The following is an 18,284-nucleotide window of genomic DNA, read 5'->3' on the forward strand; positions in this document are numbered from 1 at the left end:
TCCCAATCGCTGAAAGCCGGCGAAAGTCGGCGCGAGCGTTGCCGTACTACCCGATCGTTGATCGAGGATCGAGCGTCAGACTGCGGCGGCGCGCAGCGCCGCGGAGTCGGAGCCGTCGGCGGCCCCGTCGGACCCGTCGTCGCCGTCGTCAGCGGTCCCCTCGCCGTCATCGCCGTCGGTTCTCTCGAACTCCCGCTCCAACTCGGCCTCGCCGTCGCCGGCCTCGACCTCGACGCTCAGCTCGGTCACGTTCGCGTCGACCGAGAACGTGACCGTCCCGTCCGCGCCGGTACTGAACGTCTCGGTCATCTCGTCGTCGTCGAGTTCCTGTGTGACCTCGACCGTGGCGTTCTCGACGGCCGAGCCGTTGCGCGTCACCTCGACGGTCGCGTTCTCGCCCGCGGCGACGTTCCCGACGAATGAGGCGTTCAGGGCAGCGATCTCCGCCTCTTCGTCGTCCGAGTCGTTCTCGGCCGCCCCGTCGTCGGACTCGTCCTCGCGCTCGTCGACGTCCTCGATGGGCACCTCGTCGCCCGTGCCGGACTCGCCCACGACGGGTTTGAGGATGTACTTGCCCGAGTTGCCGGCCTTGAACACCGACATGTCGTAGACGAAGTCCACTTCCTCGCCGTTACCGACCGTGAACTCCTTGTTCAACTGGAGCTTGTTCGACGGCAGCTTCACGTTCGCGGAGTCGCCGTTCTCCAGCGTCGCGTCGATGCCGTCGACGTAGACGAACACCTTGGTGTAGGTGCCGTTCTCGACCCCGAAGGTGCCGAGCTTCGTCGCGTTCGCGCCCGGCAGCGTCGTCAGGTCGACCGTCCGGTCGTCGACGTCCTTCTCGACCCAGCCGCCGGACTCGCCGCCGCGCTGGAGTCCGACGTTCGTCACCGTGACGTTGAGGTGGGCGAAGTCGCCCATGGCGTTCTGCTCGTCGCTGAGGTAGAAGTCCATCGAGGACTGGCCGGAGTTCGAGGAACCGGACTCGCCGCGGTCGGCGTCGTCGGCGTCATCGGCGTCGTCGGCGTCATCGGCGTCGTCGGCGTCATCGGCGTCGTCGGTGTCGCCGCCGTCATCGGCGTCGTCGCCGGCGGCGTCATCGCCCTCGGACTCCTCGCGTTCGTCGTCCCCCTCGCCGCGCTCGCCGACGTCGCGGATCTCCACCTCGTCGCCCGTACCGGACTCGCCGGCGACCGGCTTGAGGATGTAGCCGTTGGGACCGCGCTCGAACACGGTCACGTCGAAGACGAAGTCCACTTCCTCGCCGGTGCCGACGGTGAACTCCTTGTTCAGCTGGAGCTTGTTCGACGGCAGCTTCACGTCCGCCGAGGAGCCGTCGGTGAGGGTGCCGTTCACCGACTCGACCTCGACGAAGACCTTCGTGTACGTGCCGTTCGGGACCGGGACCGACCCGAGTCTGGAGGCGTTCGCGCCCTGCAGCTCGGTCAGGTCGACGGTGACGTCGTCGACCTCGTAGGTCACCTGCCCGCCGTCGTCCGCGTCGTCGCCGTCGTCGGACTCGGGCGTCTCGGTCGATTCGGCTGTTTCGGTCGGTTCGGTCGTCTCCGTTCCGTCCTCGTCGTCAGCGCCGTCGTCATCCGAATCCGCGTCGTCGGCGTCCGCCCGAACGAGCGTGACCTCGGTGATCGTGACGTTCAGGTGTTCGAACTGGTCGATCGCGTTCTGCTGGTCGCTGATGTAGAAGTTGACGGTTCCCCCGTCGCCCCCGCCGTCGGCGGTCCCGGCGTCGCCCCCGGAGGGAACGCCGCCCGCACAGCCGGCGAGAACCAACATCAGGGCCGCCGCGACGGCGGCCCACCCGGTCGTGTGTCGTGACATCGTACACGGTCGTACCGGCGGCGACCACATATACGGAGCCGGCCACGAACCCGGATTCGTCCGGGATTCAGCCGAATTAATCCGGACACAGCGCCGGGTTCGATGTCGGTCCCCGCGGGCGCAGTCAGTCGGGCGGCGACGTGGTCGCGGCGCTGCTGCGGCGCGCTCCGACAGCGTTTCACCGTCGGCACCTCCACTCCCGGGTATGATCCGGGTCACCTTCCTCGGGACGAGCGGCGCGGTGCCGACGGTAGAGCGCGCGCCGAGCGCGCTGTACCTGAACCGCGAGGGCGACGAGTTCCTCCTCGACTGCGGGGAGGGGACCCAGCGCCAGATGATGCGCTTCGGCACCGGCTTCGGCTTCTCGCACCTGTTCGTGACCCACCTCCACGGCGACCACGTGCTCGGGATCCCGGGGCTGATCCAGAGCCTCGACTTCAACGACCGCGAGGCGCCGCTGGCGATCCACGGGCCGCCCGGGTCGAAACGCCACCTCAAGGGGCTGGTCCACGCCGCCGGCCACGACCCGAGCTTCCCGGTGACCGTCCACGAGGAGCGTCCCGGGTCGGTCGCGCTCGACCGCGCGGAGTACGAGATCCGGACGTTCGAGACGGATCACCGGACCTCCTCGGTGGGCTACGCGCTCGTCGAGGACGACCGGAAGGGTCGCTTCGACCGCGAGAAGGCCGAGGAGGAGCTCGACGTTCCGCCTGGGCCGGCGTACGGGAAGCTCCACGAGGGCGAGTCCGTCGAGTTGGACGACGGCCGCGTCATCGAGCCCGAGCAGGTCGTCGGGCCGTCCCGACCGGGACGGCGGGTCGTCTACACCGGCGACACCCGGCCCGCCGACGCGACCGTCGAGGCCGCCGAGGGGGCTGACCTGCTCGTCCACGACGCCACGTTCCTCGACGAGGACGCCGACCGCGCCCGCGAGACCGCCCACTCGACGGCCGTCGAGGCCGCCCGGATCGCCGGACGCGCCGGCGCCAAGCGGCTCGCGCTCACGCACCTCTCCTCGCGGTACGCTGGACGGGCGGGGAAGTTGGAACGGGAGGCCGCCGACGCGTTCGACGGCGAGGTGTGGTTCCCCGACGACGGCGACCGGGTCGAGGTGCCGTACCCCGACGCGGACGGGGAGTGAGCGGCGTCGCCGACGAACGACCAGCGCGGAGTTTTTACGCGACAGCCGCCAAGGCGCGGGCGTGAACGCCCGGACGAGCGCGCTCGACTCCCTCGTGTTCGGGGTCGACATCCAGAGCGGCGACATCCGGGGCGACGCCCCCTCCTACGCGCTCGTCGTCTTCGACGGCGAGTCGATCGAGCGGGACGTCGTCTCCCACCGCAAGCTCCGCCGGCGGATCGAGGCCGACGAGCCCGCCGTCGTCGCCACCGACAACGCCTACGAACTCGCCGCGGACAAGGACGACCTCGTCCGGTTCCTGCGGGCGCTCCCCCACGAAACGTCGCTCGTGCAGGTGACCGGCGCCGAACGGCCCGAGCCGCTCTCGCGGGTCGCCTCCCGTCACGGCGTCCCGTACGGGAAGAAGCCGATGAAGGAGGCGGAGGCGAGCGCCCGCCTCGCGGCCGCGAACGTCGGCTACGAGGTGACCGCATTCACCGACACGACGACGGTGAAGGTGTCCCGCGGGCGCTCGACGGGTAAGGGTGGCTGGAGCCAGGACCGCTACACCCGTCGGATCCACGGCAACGTGAAGCGGCGCGCCCGGGAGGTCGAGTCGGCGTTGGACGACGCGGGGCTCGACTACGAGGTCGACATCACGGAGAAGTACGGCGGCTACCAGAACGCCGTCTTCTCGGTGTCGGCGCGGCCGCAGGACATCCCGGTGAGCGCCCATCGCTCCGGCGACACCCGCGTCGAGATCGAGCGCGAGCGCCGCGACGGCATCGAGTTCGAGCCGCTCGTCAAGCGCCGGGACCGCGTGATCGTCGGTATCGACCCCGGCACCACCACCGCGGCGGCCGTCGTCGGCCTCGACGGCACGGTCTTCGACGTGCACTCGACGCGGACGGCCGACACTGCCGACGTGATCGAGTGGCTGATCGAGCGCGGCCGGCCCGTGATCGTTGCCGCCGACGTGACGCCGATGCCCGAGACCGTCGAGCGGTTCCGGCGGAGCTTCGACGCCGCCGGCTGGACGCCCCAGTCGGACCTCCCGGTCGACGAGAAGCTCCATCGCACGCGCGAGGAGGCGTACGACAACGACCACGAGCGCGACGCGCTCGCGGCCGCCCTCTTCGCCTTCGACGACCACGAGGACCAGTTCGAGCGCGTCGGCCGGCAGACCCCCGCGGGGATCGACCGCGCGGAGGTGATCGCCCGCGTCGTCGCCGACGAGCAGTCCGTCGAGGGGGCGCTGTCGGACCTCCGGGACGACGACGGCGAGGAGGCCGAGGAGTCCGGGCCCGAACCGCGCGAACTCACCGACGAGGAGAAGCGCATCCGGGACCTCGAATCCCAGGTCGACCGCCTCCAGTCGCACGTCGAGGACCTCAAGGACGAACTCGAGGAGAAGGACGACGAGATCGAGGACCTGGAGGAGGAGCTGTCGGACGCCCGGCACGAGGAGCGACTGGAGGCCCGGCGCGACCGCGAGGTCACGCGGATCCGGCGCGAGAACAGTCGCCTGGAGCGCGAACGCGACGAGGCCGAGGAGACGGTCGAGGAGCTCGAGGAGAAACTCGCGCGCATGAAGACGCTGTGGAAGCTGGACCACGACAACTTCGCGGACGTTTCGGAGGGACGCGATCTGGTAGCCGTGAAGGCGGTCGAGCAGTTCACGAAGCGCGCGATCGAGCACGCCGACGAGCAGTACGGACTGGCCGCCGGCGACGTGATCTACCTCCGGGACGCCTCCGGCGCCGGCCGGGCCACGGCCGAGCGGCTCGCGGAGACGGAGCCGCGGGTGATCCTCCGGAACGGGGGACTCTCGGACATCGCCGAGGAGGTGCTGTTCGAACACGAGATCCCCGTCGGTCCGGCGGACGACGTGACGCTGCAGGAGGTCGACGAGTTGGCGGTCGCCCGCGAGAGCGACGTGGAGGCGGTGATCGACGACTGGGAGGACCGGGCCGCGGCGCGCGAGCGCGAGCAGACCGAGGAGATGGTGGACGAGATCATCTCCGAGCATCGGGCGGGCGAGGCCGAACGGACGTGAGGCCTCGATACGTGAACGGCGAACGGAGTGAGCCGTGAGCAGGCGAGGCGGAGCGGACCTAGTGAGCGGCGCGGAGTGAGCGAAGAGCGACCGAACGCAGTGAACGACGGCACAACCGATGTCGGAGATATGAAACGGATCGCGTGTACCGGCGGCAAGTACCTGCGAACAGCGCCGTCGGCAACCGCCGTTCCGTCCGAAGCGACGGGGTTGCGGACCCGGACCCGAAACGTGCCGCCGGCCGGCCGAGCGCGCGGCGGCGGCGGCCGCTCCCGGCACCGACAACCGTCGAAGTCCGACCGATGTCCGTCGTTCGTCAGTCGCTCGTCGGTCAGAAGTCATACAACTTGAAACGAATTCCTAATTCTGATATATCGTGGAGTCGTTTTCTCGACCCCCGCGAACCCCTCCGTTTCGGGTGGAGTGAGACTCGTTACCACGAATCGAGTGATCGTTTCGACGACCGGCCCGGCGGACGTGTCAGTTGACGCGAGTGACTTCGTAGCCGCGGTCGCGGATCGCATCGAGGAGTTGGCCGGCGTGCTCGCGGCCCGCCGTCGCGACCTCGAACACGAGGTACGCCTCGCCGACGCGAAGGTCCTCGACGGCACGGTCGTGGCGGACGTGGCAGACGTTGGCGCCGCGGTCCGCGAGGACCGTCGACAGCGTCGACAGCTCGCCGGGTTCGTCCTCGATGCGGACGCGCAGCCGGAGGAGCTGGTCGCGGTCGGTCATCGCGTGTTCGAGCACGGTGTCGAGCAGCGACATGTCGATGTTGCCGCCGCACAGCAGCGGCACGACCGTCTCGTCGGTTACGTCGATGCGACCCGAGAGGAGGCCGGCGACGCTGGCGGCGCCGGCGCCCTCGACGAGCTGTTTGGCGCGCTGAAGCAGCGTGAGGACGGCGTGGGCGATCTCGTCGTCGCTGACGGTGACGACCTCGTCGACGTGGCGCTCGATGAGCTCGTAGGTGAGGTCGGCGACGCCGCCGGTGGCGATGCCGTCGGCGATGGTCCGGGTGTGCTCGCGGTCGACCGGCTCGCCCTTGTCGAGGCTCTCGGGCACCGTCGCGGCCTCCTCGGCCTGCACCCCGACGACGCGGACCTCGGGGGCGACGGCCGCGAGCGCGGTGGCGACCCCCGCGATGAGGCCGCCGCCGCCGATGGGGACGATCACGGTGTCGAGGTCGGGGACCTGTTCGGCGAGTTCGAGGCCGAGCGTGCCCTGCCCGGCGACGATGGCGGGGTCGTCGTACGCGTGGACGAAGACGGACCCGGGCTCCGACGCGAGGTCGCGGGCGTGCGCGACCGCCTCCTGGAACTCCCGGCCGCGGAGGACGACCTCCGCGCCGTAGCCGCGGGTGGCGTCGACCTTCGCCTGCGGGGCGTCCTCGGGCATCACGACCGTCGCCGGGATCCCGGCGTTCGTCGCCGCGAGCGCGACGCCCTGGGCGTGGTTGCCGGCGCTGGCGGCGACGACGCGCTCGGCGTCGCCGTGCTCACGGCTCACGTCGCTCGCCGTTCGCTTCGAGGGCTCACTCCGTTCACCCTCGCCCGCGTCCGCGATCTCGGCGATCTTCGTCGAGGCGCCGCGGGTCTTGAACGAGCCCGTGCGCTGGAGGTGCTCCATCTTGAGGCGCACGTCCGCGCCGCTCATCTCCGAGAGCGACCGGGAGCGCTCGACGGGCGTCTCGCGGACGATGTCGGGGTCGAACCGCTCGCGCGCCCGCCGGATGTCGGTGACGGTGACGGGATCGGACATGGCTGGTTGACGGGGGCGTCTCCGTGAGTGTGCAAAAGTTGCGTGGATCGGTGGCCGCCGATCGTCGTCGCTCCGGCCGGCACCGCCGAGGCCGCCCTCCCGGAGCCGTCGCCCAGTCGTCCGGTCGGAGGTCGGACCGCGCGGGATCCGACGAGCGGCTCACAGCCCGAACATCCAATACCCGCGTTCACACACCACACGGTATGAACGCCGTCGTGGTGGGCGGGGGAATCGTCGGCGTCGCCAGCGCGTACGAGCTCGCCGCCCGCGGCGCCGACGTGACGCTCCTCGAACGGGGGAGCCTCGGCGCCGGCAGCACCGACCGCGCGCTCGGCGGCATCCGTGCGCAGTTCTCCACCCGGGTCAACGTCGAGCTCTCCGTCGCCTCGATCGAGGTGTGGGACGCCTTCGAGGAGCGCTTCGGCGTCGACATCGACCGCCGGCGGACGGGCTACCTCTTTTGCACCCGCGACGGCGACACCGCCGACGCCTTCGCCGAGCAGGTCGCCATGCAACGCGAGTATGGCGTCGAGAGCCGCCTCGTCGATCCCGACGAGGCCGCCGAGTTGTGCCCCGGCCTCCGCCCCGAGGAGTTCGTCGACGGCACCTACTGTCCGACCGACAGCTTCGCCGACCCGCACCTCGCGCTCCAGGGGTACGCCGGCGCCGCCCGCGAGGTGGGCGTCGAGATCCGGACGAACACGCCCGTCGCGGGACTGAATCCCCGGGAGTCGGGCGTCCGAGTCGAACTCGCGGACGACGACGCCGACCCCCTCATTGCAGACTCCGTCGTCAACGCCGCCGGCGCGTGGGCGCCGCGGCTGGCCGAGACCGCCGGCTACGACCTCCCCATCGTCCCGCACCGCCGCCAGACGGCCGTCGTCGAGCCCGAGCGGCCGGTTCCGGAGTCGGATCCGCTGGTCATCGACGCCGACACGACCGCGCACTTCCGCCCCGAACGTGACGGCCGCGCGCTCGTCGGCGGCCACTTCGCGGAGGCCGACCCGGTCGTGACGGACCCAGACCGCTTCTCGGAGACGCCCGACACCGACTGGGCCGTCGAGGCGATCGAGCGCGTCGGCGCGTTCGCGGACTACTTCGGCCCCGAGAGCCGCCTCGCTGGCGGCTGGGCCGGCCTGTACGCGGTGACGCCCGACCATCACGCGATCGTCGAGGAGTCCGTGCCGGGCGTCGTCACCGCCGCGGGGTTCTCGGGTCACGGCTTCCAGCACGCGCCGGCGACGGCGCGGGTCGTCGCGGAGCTGGTGCTGGACGGCGAGGCGTCCACGGTCGACGTGTCCGGGCTCGGACGCGACCGGTTCGAGGACGGGGACCTGCTCGTCGAGCAGAACGTGGCGTAACGCGGCGCGCGGGCACGGCTACGGATGGGGGTGGGGATGCGGGAACGAGCCAGTCGAGGAAGTCGCAGGGGCGGATACCTCATGTGGCGAGCCGAGTCGGTCGTGCTCGCGGGCCCGGTTCGCAGTCTTAGCTCCGGTTCGGCTCCCCGATCGCATCGTCGAACTCCGTCAACTCCGAACGGGGCTCGTCATCGGACTCCGACCGGTCGTCACGGAGCGTCGTCGGGTCGCCTGCTCGCGCCGGCGTCGAGTTCGGCCCGTCGAACTCCTCGTTGAGGAGCGCGCCGACGAGGCCGCCGACGGCGCCGAGGGCGCCCCCGTACAGCGCGCCGACCAGCAGGAGCACGAGGAACAGGGCGAACGCGACGAGCAGCCCCGAGCGCTGGCCGGGGCCGACGATGACGAAAACCGACGCGATCAGCGTCGCGATGACGGCGCCCGGAACCGCGGCCAGCAGGCCCGAGAGCCCGCCGACTTTGGCGCCCTCCGTTCGGTCGGGGCCGTGGAGGTAGCCGGCGACGCCCCCGCCGATCACCGGGGAGAACGGCAGGAAGAACGTCACGAGCGAGACCGCGGCGCCGATGGCCGCGTGCTTCAGGGCGGTCATATCTGATGAGGACATACCCGGTAGTTCGGTCGCCGATCGAATAAATAGCGCTGCGTGCAGAGCTATCACTCCGCAGCGACCGAACGCTTTAGTCGACCCCGGTCCGTCTCCCCGATATGGCGACCGGACCCGCCGCGACGACGCAGGCACCGCACCCGACCACCGACGGGGACGGGTCCGGCTTCTTCTTCCCGCGCCGCTGACCCCGGCGGAGCGCGGCGGCGGCCGAGGGGTCGCCGCCGCGTGAAACCGATGCGGGTCGCCCCAGCGGGCATCGCCCGGCTTCCGTCCGAGGGCGCGAGGCCGGAACGACACGACTAACCACCGACCGATCGGACACGAACACAACCGAATGCGACTCCCACAGGCGCAGGTCGCGTTGCTGGAGGCCGCCAGCGCGACCGACGCGAAGACGATCGAACAGCTCGCAGCCGAGACGGACCTGAAGCCCGAGACGGTCACTCGTGCCGCCTTCGACCTCCGCGACGAGGGGCTCGTCACCGTCGACGAGCGCGTCGAGGAGTCGGCGACGCTCACCGACGAGGGCGAGACCTACCGGAACGAGGGGCTGCCCGAGGTCCGCCTGTTCCGCGCCGCCCGCGACGCCGGCGGCGACGTGGGAATGGGCGAGGCGGTCGGCGCCGCCGGGCTGGAGGGTCCCGAGGTCGACATCGCGCTCGCCAACTACGCCCGCAAGGGGTACGGCGTCGTCGACTCCGGACAGGTCTCGGCGAACGAGGACGCGGACCCGGACGACGACGACGAGGCCGCCGCGCTCGACGCGCTCGCTGCGGACGAGGCCGTCGACGACGCGGCCCTGCTCGACCGACTGGAGAGCCGCGGCCTCGTCGAACTCGACGAGCGTACCGTCCGCTCCGTCACGCTCACCGACGACGGCGTGGACGCGCTGATGGCCGGCGTCGAGGCCGCCGAGACCGTCGACCGGCTCACGCCCGAACTGCTCACGAGCGGCGACTGGGAGGACGTCGAGTTCGCCGAGTACACCGTCGAGGCGGACGCGCCGGCCGTCGAGGGCGGCCGGGAACACGTCCTCCGCGGCATGTCCGAGCGCGTGAAGGACGTGCTGGTGGGAATGGGTTTCCAGGAGATGGACGGCCCGCACGCCGACGCGGACTTCTGGATCAACGACTGCCTGTTCATGCCGCAGGACCACCCGGCGCGCACCCACTGGGACCGCTTCGCGCTCGACGTGCCGCCGGTGGCCGACCTCCCCGAGGGGCTGGTCGACCGCGTCGAGGCGGCCCACCGCGACGGCGTCGGCGAGGACGGCGACGGCTACCACTCGCCGTGGTCGGAGGACTTCGCGCGGGCGATCGCCCTGCGCGGGCACACCACGTCGCTGTCGATGCGCTACCTCTCGGGGTACGCGAACGCGGACCTGGAGCCCCCGAAGCGGTACTTCTCCGTCCAGAAGGCGTACCGCAACGACACGCTCGACGCCACCCACCTGCTGGAGTTCTACCAGATCGAGGGGTGGGTGATGGCCGAGGACCTCTCGGTGCGCGACCTCATGGGTACCTTCGAGGAGTTCTACCGGCAGTTCGGGATCGAGGAGATCCGCTTCAAGCCGCACTACAACCCCTACACGGAGCCGAGCTTCGAGCTGTTCGGCGAGCACCCCGAGACGGGCGAGGAGATCGAGATCGGGAACTCGGGGATGTTCCGCGACGAGGTGCTCGAACCGCTCGGGATCGACTGCGACGTGATGGCGTGGGGACTCGCGCTGGAACGGCTCGCGATGCTCACGACGGGCGCGGAGGACATCCGCGACCTGCACGGCACGCTGGCGGATCTGGAGTTCCTGCGGAACGCGGAGGTGACCTACTGATGCCAGTCGTCGACATCGACACTGACGAGCTTCGAGGATTGACCGGCGAGGAGAACAAAAGCGACGAGGAGTTCAAGGAGGACCTGTTCGCGCTCGGGCTGGAGTACGAGGGCGACACCGACGACGGCCTGCTCCAGTTCGAGTTCGGCCCCGATCGCCTCGACCGGCTCTCGGTCGAGGGGGTGGCTCGGTCGCTGCGCTACCAGTACGGCGCCGACCGCGGCGTGTACGTCCCGAACACGAACGACGCCGGCTGGACCATCGAGGTCGACCCCTCCGTCCCGGACGAGCGCCCGTACGTCACGGGCGCGGTCGTCCGGGGCGTCGAGCTCGGCGAGTCCGGCCTCGACTCGCTGATCCAGCTGCAGGAGAAGCTGCACGCGACGATGGGGCGCGGCCGCGCGAAGGGCGCCATCGGCGTCCACGACCTCACGATGCTGAAGGGCCAAGCTCTGACGGAGGAATCCGAGCCCTCCGGCACCATCGACGCCGCCACCGCCGATCTGGGCGCGACCGAGAAGACGATCACCTACCGCGGCGTCGAGCCCGACGGCGACCGGTTCGTCCCGCTGGACGCCAACGCGGAGATGACGCCCGCGGAGGTGCTGGCGGAGCACGACACCGGCGAGACGTACGCCGATCTCGTCGAGGATCTGGACCGATACCCCGCGATATACGACGAGCTCGGGCTGTTCTCGTTCCCGCCGGTGATCAACGGGAAGCGCACGGAGGTCGACACCGAATCCCGCGATCTCTTCATCGAACTGACCGGGACCGACCAGTGGACCATCGACAAGATGTGCGTCATCCTCTGTTATGCCCTCTCGGCGCGCGGCGGCACCGTCGAGGAGGTGCAGGTGGACTACACGGACGGCGCGACGTACCCCGACGAGTACGGCCCCGAACTGATCCGGCCGGACCTCGACACCGACGAGAAGTCCGTCACCCACGAGCGCATCGAGACGATGCTCGGGATCGAATTGGAGCGCGAGGAGGTCGTCGACCTGTTCGAGCGCTCGGGCCTCGACGCCGCCTACAGTCTGGGCGAGGAGGAGACCGTCTACGACGTGGAGATCCCGCCGTACCGCGTCGACGTGCTCCATCCGCTGGACCTGGTCGACGACGTGGGACGGGCGTACGGCTTCAACGAGTTGGAGCCGACCTACCCCGACATCGGCACCATCGGCGGGCGCCACGAGCGCTCGCGGCTGGAGCGGGCGGTGCGCACGAGCCTCGTCGGCCTCGGCTTCGAGGACATGCTGAACTTCCACATGACCTCCGCCGAGGAGAACTACGACCGGCTGCGCCTCGACGAGCGCGACCCCGGCGCCGACCTGTCGGAGGCGCCGCTGGGCGCCGAGCCGCGTGCGGAGATCACCAGCCCGTACAGCGAGGATTATACCCAACTGCGCACGTGGGCGCTCCCCTCGCTGGTGCAGGTGCTGGAGAACAACACCCACCGGAGCTACCCGCAGGACCTCGCTGAGGTCGGCTTCGTCGCCCACCGCGACGACGACGTGAACACCCGCGTCGCCGAGGACTACCGGGTCGCCGGCGCGCTCGCGCGCACCGACGCCACCTACGAGGACGCGAAGGCGCGCCTCCAGGCGGTCTGTGACGACTTCGACGCCGATTTGGAGACGCCCGCGACGGAGCACCCGAGCTTCCTCGACGGGCGCGTCGCCGCGGTCGTGATCGACGGCGACGAGGTCGGCGTCGTGGGCGAACTCCACCCCGAGGTGCTGGTCGACCGGGACATGGAGGTCCCCGTCGCGGCCTTCGAGTTCTCGCTGTCGGCGCTGGCGTAGTCTCTCGGCGCCGGCGCCGCCGGCGATGTGCCCGTCGCGACGGCGGGAAACGACCATCCGAACCCGCGGACGGCGGCCGATCGCGGCGCGGGCGAGGGGAACACCTTTCACGTCATCCGCCGCAGGCACCCGTATGAGCCTGACCGTCGAACGCGTACTGGTCCCCGTGGACGGGAGCGACGAGTCACTGACGGCGGTCGAGTACGCCGTCGCCGTCGCCGAGCGGTACGACGCGCAGGTCCACGCCGTGTACGTGCTCGGCGAGGAGGTCGTCCGTGCCATCGAGGAGGAGATGGTCGACCAGTCGGAGATCGCCGAGGACACAGAGGCGTTCACCGACACGGTCCGCGATCTCGCCCACGCGGAGGGCGTCGAGGTGTCGAGTTCGATCGCGTACGGCTTCTCGACGAAGCGCAAGACTACCCACCCCGGATCGGTCATCCTCGACACCGCCGAGGACATCGACGCCGACTTCATCGTCATCCCGCGCGAGCCGCTCACCGGCGAGCCCGGCGAGGTGCTGGAGAAGGCCGCCGAGTACGTGCTGCTGTACGCGAGTCAGCCCGTGTTGTCGGTGTGACCTGATCGACGCGAGAGAACGGGCGCTACACCCGGAAGCGACGCGCGGGCGCCTACGCCGGATCCGCCAACACGGCCGTCATCTCCAGCTCGAACGACTCGGCGTCGCTCGTCTCGAAGCCGACCTTCTTGTAGAGGCCGACCGCGGCGCGGTTCCACCGCTCGACGGTGAGCCACACCTTGTCGACGTCGTTCGCGGCGCCGTGGCCCAACAGCGCCTTCATCAGGTGCGTGCCGATGCCGGCGCCCTGGTACGCCTGCAGCACGAAGATCGCCAGCTCGTACGCCTCGCCGTCGGGGACGAGCGTGGCGTGGCCGGCGACGGTGTCGCCGTCCCACGCGACGACGTTGTAGCCGTCGTCGCCGAGGATCGTTTCCAGCCACGAGCGCACGTCCGACTCCCGGCCCGGGGGGATCCCCTGTGCGCGGTCGGCCGGGTCGAACGCCGTGTACATCTCCACGAGCGCCTCGAACTCCTCCTCGCCGGCCTCGCCGTCGGCGTCGGGTGGATACGGCCGGATCTCGATGTCGCGGCCCTCGCGGTCGACGAACGACAGCGGCGGCGCCTCGAACGGGCCGGCCGGCTCGTCGGGGTAGACGCGGTCGCCGCTCATCTGACCAGTTTCACCGAGACGTGGGAGTTCAGGAGGACGAACTGCGCGATGCTGCCGAGGTTGATCTTCCCCATCGGGCTGGTCTCGCCCCCGCCGATCGCGATCATGTCGAACCCCTCGTCCTCCGCGATGGCGACGAGTTGGCTGCCCGCGTCGCCCTCGACGCGGCGCACGTCGGCGTCGAGGCCCGCCTCCGCGAGCACCGTCCGGACGCGATCCTCGACCTCCTCGGGGGTGCGGTCGGCCTGGGGGTTCTCGACGACCGCGACCGTGAGGTCGTCGCCGGTGGCCTTCGCCCGCTCGACGGTGTCCTCGAGCGCCCGGAGGGAGTCGTCGCTCCCGCCGATGCCCAGCAGTACGTTCATGCGCCGACGGTCGGCAGGGCCGGACAAAAGCATGCCGCCGACGCCGCCGCGGGCGGACGCCGTCACCCCGCGTGCGGGTGCCGGCCACCCGGCGGCCGTCCGCCGTCCGTCGGACGCGTGGGGGACGGGTTTTTCACCGTCGCTCGGCTACGGGGCGCCATGACCGACGACGCGGGCAAGGAGGCCGGCGGCGACGCCGACGCGGCCGCGGCCGAGGACATCGACGAGCGGGCCACCGACGTCGGCGAGGGCGCCGCCGAGGGTGTCGTCGGCGCGTCCCCGGAGCGCGAGGAGGCGACCGACGAGGAACGCGCGGACGCCGAGTCCGTGACGGCGGACGGGGCCACGGCCGACGAGTCTGTGGCGGCCGACGAGTCCGCAGCGACAGCGGACGCGTCGGGGTCCGTCCCCGGACCGGACGTCGGCGCCGACGCCGGCGAGGGCGTCCCCGAGGACGTGCCCGACGACGTGGCGAAGTACGACCGCTTCCAGAAGATGGAACGGGCGGAGTACGACCGCGTCAACGAGTTCCTCCGCGACCGCACCTACGTCACCGCCCGCGAGTGGGCGATCGCGCGGCTGTGTTCGGACTTCCGGACGGAGACGGGAGTCGAGATGACGAAGATCGGCGAGAACCTCCCGCGGCTCGTCCCGTTCATGACCGACACGTACACCCCGCAGGCGGTGAACCAGGCGCGGGCGTCCTTCGAGGAGAAGGTGCGCAAGGCGGGTGCCACCTTCCTCTACGGCGCGATGTCCGGGTTCTTCACCGCCGAGGACCTCGACGACGTGATGTACGAGTCGACGGAGGTCGCGAAGTTCCTGCTGGAGGTCGAGGGCGCGGACCTCGCCGTCGAGGAGGAGCTGGCCGCCGAGGACAAGATCTCCTCGGTGATGCGCGACGTGCGCGAGGCGAGCGCCGAGGTGCGCGGCGAGGAGGTCAAGTGCCCCGAGTGCGGCCACGTCCACGAGCCGTGATCGGTCGGCGCGTGTCGTCCCGTCCGGTCGATTGATTTGACGAGGGTTCGCGGGAGTAGCCCCCGACGGGAGTAGCGTTCTCGCTCCCGAAGCGAGCACCGGGGAGCGGCCGTTCCGGACAACGCCGTGACACGACGTGTCGAGCGACCACAGCCCCTATACCCGAACCACCCGCCGGTACACACAATGAACGCGACACTCGACGGCGACGTGGTCCGCGCAGCGGGCGATGCGCGCCAGCGGTTCCACGACGCCCGGGGGTACGGCCGTGCGTCGGGACCCGACGTGACCCTCGCACGGGTGGAGGCGGCCCATCTGCTGTATCGCGGCGACATCGATTCGGTCTCCGGGATGGACTTCCGGGCGTTCTTCCGCGACAGCGTCGCCGGCGAGTCCGGCTTCGCCGCCCGGTTTCTGGTGTACGCCGACCTGCGCGAGCGGGGCTTCTATCTCGCCCCCGCCCGTGCGGGGTGGCCGGGGAGCGCGGACGGACGCGACGCCGGCGCGGACAACACGGACGACGATTCCGACGGTCGCCACGACGACGCCGACATCCTCGTGTTCGAGCGCGGCGAGAAGCCCGGCGGCCCGGTCGCCCACCGCGTCCGCGTCGTCGGCGAGCGCGAGGAGCTGGCGGCAGCGTCGCTGGGGGGACGAACGCTCGCCGTCGTCGACGAGGAGAGCGAGGTGTCGTACTTCGCGTGCACGGCCGACGGCGGGTTCGACGGGCGAACCGAGTACGACCTACCGGACGACCTCGACGCCGACCTGCTCGACGACCGCGTCGTCTGCTGGTCGCCGCCGGTCGACCTGTACGAGTCGGCGTTCTACGGCCAGCCGATCTCCGGACGCGACGACGCCGACGTCGACGCCCTCCAGCTGTCGCTGGTCGAGGCGGCCGACCTGGCCGCCCGCGGCGCCGTCGCCCTCGACGCCGACGCGGTGATCGAGCGCGGGCGGGCGGTCGAGGGCGAGCGGTTCGACCGCCGCCTGTCGGTGTATCGCGAGCTTCGCGACCGCGGCGTCGTCCCCAAGACCGGCTACAAGTTCGGCGCCGACTTCCGGACCTACGACGCCGTGGAGACGGTGACGGACCTCCCGCACTCCGAGCGACTCGTCCGGGTGGTGCAGCCGGACCACCGCTTCCACCCCCGCGAGTTGGCGCTCGACGTGCGACTGGCCGGCGGGGTCCGGAAGCGAATGGTTTTTGCGCTCGCCGGCGACGACTCGAACGACTACCTGACGGTCGAGCGACTCACCCCATGAGCGACGACAACACCGGCCCCGCACGGGGCACCGACGAAGCCGACAACGAGGAGCACCGAGCGCGAACTGACGGTGGCGTCGCGCTCGACCCGTGGGGCTCGGCGACCGTCGCCGACTACCGCGAACTGTTCGAGGAGTTCGGCATCGAGGCGTTCGAGGAGATCATCGACGAGGTGCCCGAGCCGCACTACCTCATGCGCCGGGGCGTCATCTTCGGCCACCGCGACTACGGCGCCGTCGCCCGCGCGCTCGCGAACGACGAGCCCGCCGCCGCGCTCTCGGGGTTCATGCCCACCGGCGACCCCCACATCGGCCACAAGCTCGTGTTCGACGAGCTGATCTACCACCAGGAGCAGGGCGCCGACACCTACGGCCTGATCGCGGACCTGGAGGCCCACTCCGCCCGCGGGATGACGTGGGAGGAGATCGACGAGCACGCCCGCGACTACCTCCTCTCGCTGCTCGCGCTCGGGTTCGACGCCGAAGAGGGCGAGCTGTACCGCCAGTCCACGAACCGCCGGCTGCAGGACCTCGCGTTCGAGTTGGGGTCGAACGCCCGGTTCGCGGAGTTCGAGTCGATCTACGGCTTCGACGGCGGCACCTCCGTCTCGCACATGCAGTCGGTCGTCACGCAGATGGCGGACATCCTCTACCCGCAGCTGGACGAGCCGAAGCCGACCGTCATCCCGGTCGGCCCCGACCAGGACCCGCACGTCCGCTTCTCGCGGGACATCGCGCGCAAGACGCGCTACTTCAAGGTGACCGAGGCGTTCGCCAGCCCGGAGTTCGACGCCGCCGAACGCGTGCTCGTCCGCCGGGCCCACGACGAACGCGAGGCGTGGGCCGACGACCCCGAGACGCCGCGGTGTAAGGACGCCGCCGCGTGGCTCGCCGACGCCGACGTGGACGCCGAGTTCGAGTCCGCCCGCGCGGGCGCCGTCGAGAAGCTGGAGAACGCCGGGATGGAGCCGCTCCGCCCCCGAACGCGCTTCCTCGACCGCAACGCCGACGAGGCCGCCTTCGAGGCGCTCATCGAGGCGGTTCCCGGCGAGAAGCGCGTCTTCGACGCCCACATCGACTCCTTCGAGTTGGACCGCGAGGACGCCGAGGAGCTGGCCCGCGAGGTCGAGGTCGACAACGGCGGCTTCGGCTTCCACACGCCCTCCTCGATCTACCACCGGTTCATGACCGGCCTCACGGGCGGGAAGATGTCCTCGTCGATCGAGGCGAGCCACATCTCGCTGCTCGACGACCCCGAGGAGGGGTACGACAAGGTGAAGTCGGCGACGACCGGCGGCCGGGAGACGGCCGAGAAGCAGCGCGAGCTCGGCGGCGAGGCCGACGAGTGCCCGGTGTACGAGCTGTACGCGTACCTGCTGGCGAACGACGACGACGGCTTCGCCGAGGAGGTGTACGAGGAGTGCGTCGGCGGCGAGCGACTCTGTGGCGACTGCAAGGAGCAGGCGGCGACGCTGATGAAGGAGTTCCTCGCGGACCACCAGGAGAAGCGCGAGGAGGCGAAGGAGCTGCTCGCGGAGCTGGACATCGACCTGGACGTCGACGCCTCGCGGCGGGGGATCCCCGGCGACGAGGAGGAGTAGCGAGACGCGAGCGGAGCGAGCGTCTCGGCAGGACGGCGGCGAGGTCCTCGTGCCGAGCCGCCCAGAACGATAGCGAGGTCGAACGAGCGGAGCGAGTGAGACCTCGGAGAACGGCGTTCACAAGACGCGCAGCGTCTTGTGAGCTCACGAGAGCTTCGCTCTCGTGAACGGCGAGCTTGTGGGCGAGCCGCCCAGAAGAATAGCGTCGTCGAGCGAGCAACGCGAGCGAGGCGACGGATCCCGGCGGCGACGGAGTCAGATCCCGTATTTGGACCGAAAGAAGTATGTTTTCGTTCTGAGATAGACGGGATAGATGGAATATCGGTTCGAGTGTGAGTGCGGCGAGGAGGTGTCCGACTTCACGCGCGGGGGCGACGTGGAGGTCAGCACCGTCGCGGTCTGTGAGGCGTGCGGCACCTCATACGGGCTCACGATCTCGACGATCCAGAGCGGCGACGACGAATAGCCTGCAGGCCCCGG

General features: G+C 70.5%; 15 protein-coding genes. 10 read left to right on the top strand and 5 right to left on the bottom strand.

Annotated features, from left to right (window positions below; translation table 11 throughout):
* Positions 1-75 precede the first annotated feature (75 nt).
* Positions 76-1,839 (bottom strand): DUF4382 domain-containing protein, encoded by a 1,764-nt coding sequence (locus tag K6T50_RS18920; RefSeq protein WP_225935291.1) that lies wholly within the window; start codon positions 1,837-1,839, stop codon positions 76-78.
* Between the two features lie 205 nt (positions 1,840-2,044).
* Between K6T50_RS18920 and rnz the strand changes: the two genes are divergently transcribed.
* Positions 2,045-2,980 (top strand): ribonuclease Z, encoded by a 936-nt coding sequence (rnz, locus tag K6T50_RS08595; protein ID WP_222606213.1) that lies wholly within the window; start codon positions 2,045-2,047, stop codon positions 2,978-2,980.
* Positions 2,981-3,041: 61 nt separating this feature from the next.
* Positions 3,042-5,015 carry a DUF460 domain-containing protein gene (locus tag K6T50_RS08600; protein ID WP_222606214.1) on the top strand — a complete coding sequence of 658 codons (1,974 nt, stop codon included), beginning with the start codon at positions 3,042-3,044 and terminating at the stop codon, positions 5,013-5,015.
* 480 nt (positions 5,016-5,495) lie between these two features.
* Here K6T50_RS08600 and ilvA read toward each other — a convergent pair whose 3' ends face one another.
* Positions 5,496-6,776, bottom strand: a complete 1,281-nt coding sequence (gene ilvA / locus K6T50_RS08605) for a threonine ammonia-lyase (protein WP_222606215.1) — start codon at positions 6,774-6,776, stop codon at positions 5,496-5,498.
* Positions 6,777-6,979: 203 nt separating this feature from the next.
* Here ilvA and K6T50_RS08610 point away from each other — a divergent pair, with 203 nt between their 5' ends.
* The gene (locus K6T50_RS08610) at positions 6,980-8,137 is read left to right on the top strand and encodes an NAD(P)/FAD-dependent oxidoreductase (RefSeq protein WP_222606216.1); all 1,158 of its coding nucleotides are present in this window, start codon (positions 6,980-6,982) and stop codon (positions 8,135-8,137) included.
* 127 nt (positions 8,138-8,264) lie between these two features.
* On the opposite strand, the gene K6T50_RS08615 is transcribed toward K6T50_RS08610, so the two are convergent.
* Positions 8,265-8,759 carry a DUF5518 domain-containing protein gene (locus K6T50_RS08615; RefSeq protein ID WP_222606217.1) on the bottom strand — a complete coding sequence of 165 codons (495 nt, stop codon included), beginning with the start codon at positions 8,757-8,759 and terminating at the stop codon, positions 8,265-8,267.
* Between the two features lie 337 nt (positions 8,760-9,096).
* Here K6T50_RS08615 and pheS point away from each other — a divergent pair, with 337 nt between their 5' ends.
* The 3 genes from pheS (at position 9,097) to K6T50_RS08630 (ending at position 12,981) form a co-directional block, all read left to right on the top strand.
* Complete coding sequence (gene pheS, locus K6T50_RS08620) at positions 9,097-10,593, top strand: phenylalanine--tRNA ligase subunit alpha (protein WP_222606218.1); 1,497 nt, start codon at positions 9,097-9,099, stop codon at positions 10,591-10,593.
* On the top strand, positions 10,593-12,401 hold the full coding sequence (pheT, locus tag K6T50_RS08625) for a phenylalanine--tRNA ligase subunit beta (protein ID WP_222606219.1): 1,809 nt from the start codon (positions 10,593-10,595) through the stop codon (positions 12,399-12,401). The genes pheS and pheT overlap by 1 nt, the downstream gene beginning before the upstream one ends.
* Before the next feature lie 133 nt (positions 12,402-12,534).
* Positions 12,535-12,981 (top strand): universal stress protein, encoded by a 447-nt coding sequence (locus K6T50_RS08630; protein ID WP_222606220.1) that lies wholly within the window; start codon positions 12,535-12,537, stop codon positions 12,979-12,981.
* Positions 12,982-13,033: 52 nt separating this feature from the next.
* Here K6T50_RS08630 and K6T50_RS08635 read toward each other — a convergent pair whose 3' ends face one another.
* Positions 13,034-13,594 carry a GNAT family N-acetyltransferase gene (locus K6T50_RS08635; protein WP_222606221.1) on the bottom strand — a complete coding sequence of 187 codons (561 nt, stop codon included), beginning with the start codon at positions 13,592-13,594 and terminating at the stop codon, positions 13,034-13,036.
* Positions 13,591-13,959, bottom strand: a complete 369-nt coding sequence (locus K6T50_RS08640; RefSeq protein ID WP_222606222.1) for a universal stress protein — start codon at positions 13,957-13,959, stop codon at positions 13,591-13,593. The genes K6T50_RS08635 and K6T50_RS08640 overlap by 4 nt, the downstream gene beginning before the upstream one ends.
* A gap of 159 nt (positions 13,960-14,118) precedes the next feature.
* On the opposite strand from K6T50_RS08640, the gene K6T50_RS08645 reads away from it, so the two are divergent.
* From K6T50_RS08645 to K6T50_RS08660, 4 genes are all read left to right on the top strand, one after another.
* Positions 14,119-14,937, top strand: coding sequence for a DUF5806 family protein (locus K6T50_RS08645; RefSeq protein ID WP_222606223.1), 819 nt, complete (start codon positions 14,119-14,121; stop codon positions 14,935-14,937).
* Between the two features lie 186 nt (positions 14,938-15,123).
* Complete coding sequence (gene endA / locus K6T50_RS08650; protein ID WP_222606224.1) at positions 15,124-16,203, top strand: tRNA-intron lyase; 1,080 nt, start codon at positions 15,124-15,126, stop codon at positions 16,201-16,203.
* Positions 16,200-17,804: a tryptophan--tRNA ligase gene (locus K6T50_RS08655; RefSeq protein WP_222606225.1), complete on the top strand. Its 1,605-nt coding sequence runs from the start codon at positions 16,200-16,202 to the stop codon at positions 17,802-17,804. The genes endA and K6T50_RS08655 overlap by 4 nt, the downstream gene beginning before the upstream one ends.
* 313 nt (positions 17,805-18,117) lie before the next feature.
* Entirely contained in the window at positions 18,118-18,270 is a 153-nt protein-coding gene (locus K6T50_RS08660; protein WP_222606226.1) for a hypothetical protein, read from the top strand.
* The last annotated feature ends 14 nt before the right edge of the window (positions 18,271-18,284 follow it).

This window comes from Halobaculum magnesiiphilum (assembly GCF_019823105.1).
Classification (GTDB): Archaea; Halobacteriota; Halobacteria; order Halobacteriales; family Haloferacaceae; genus Halobaculum; species Halobaculum magnesiiphilum.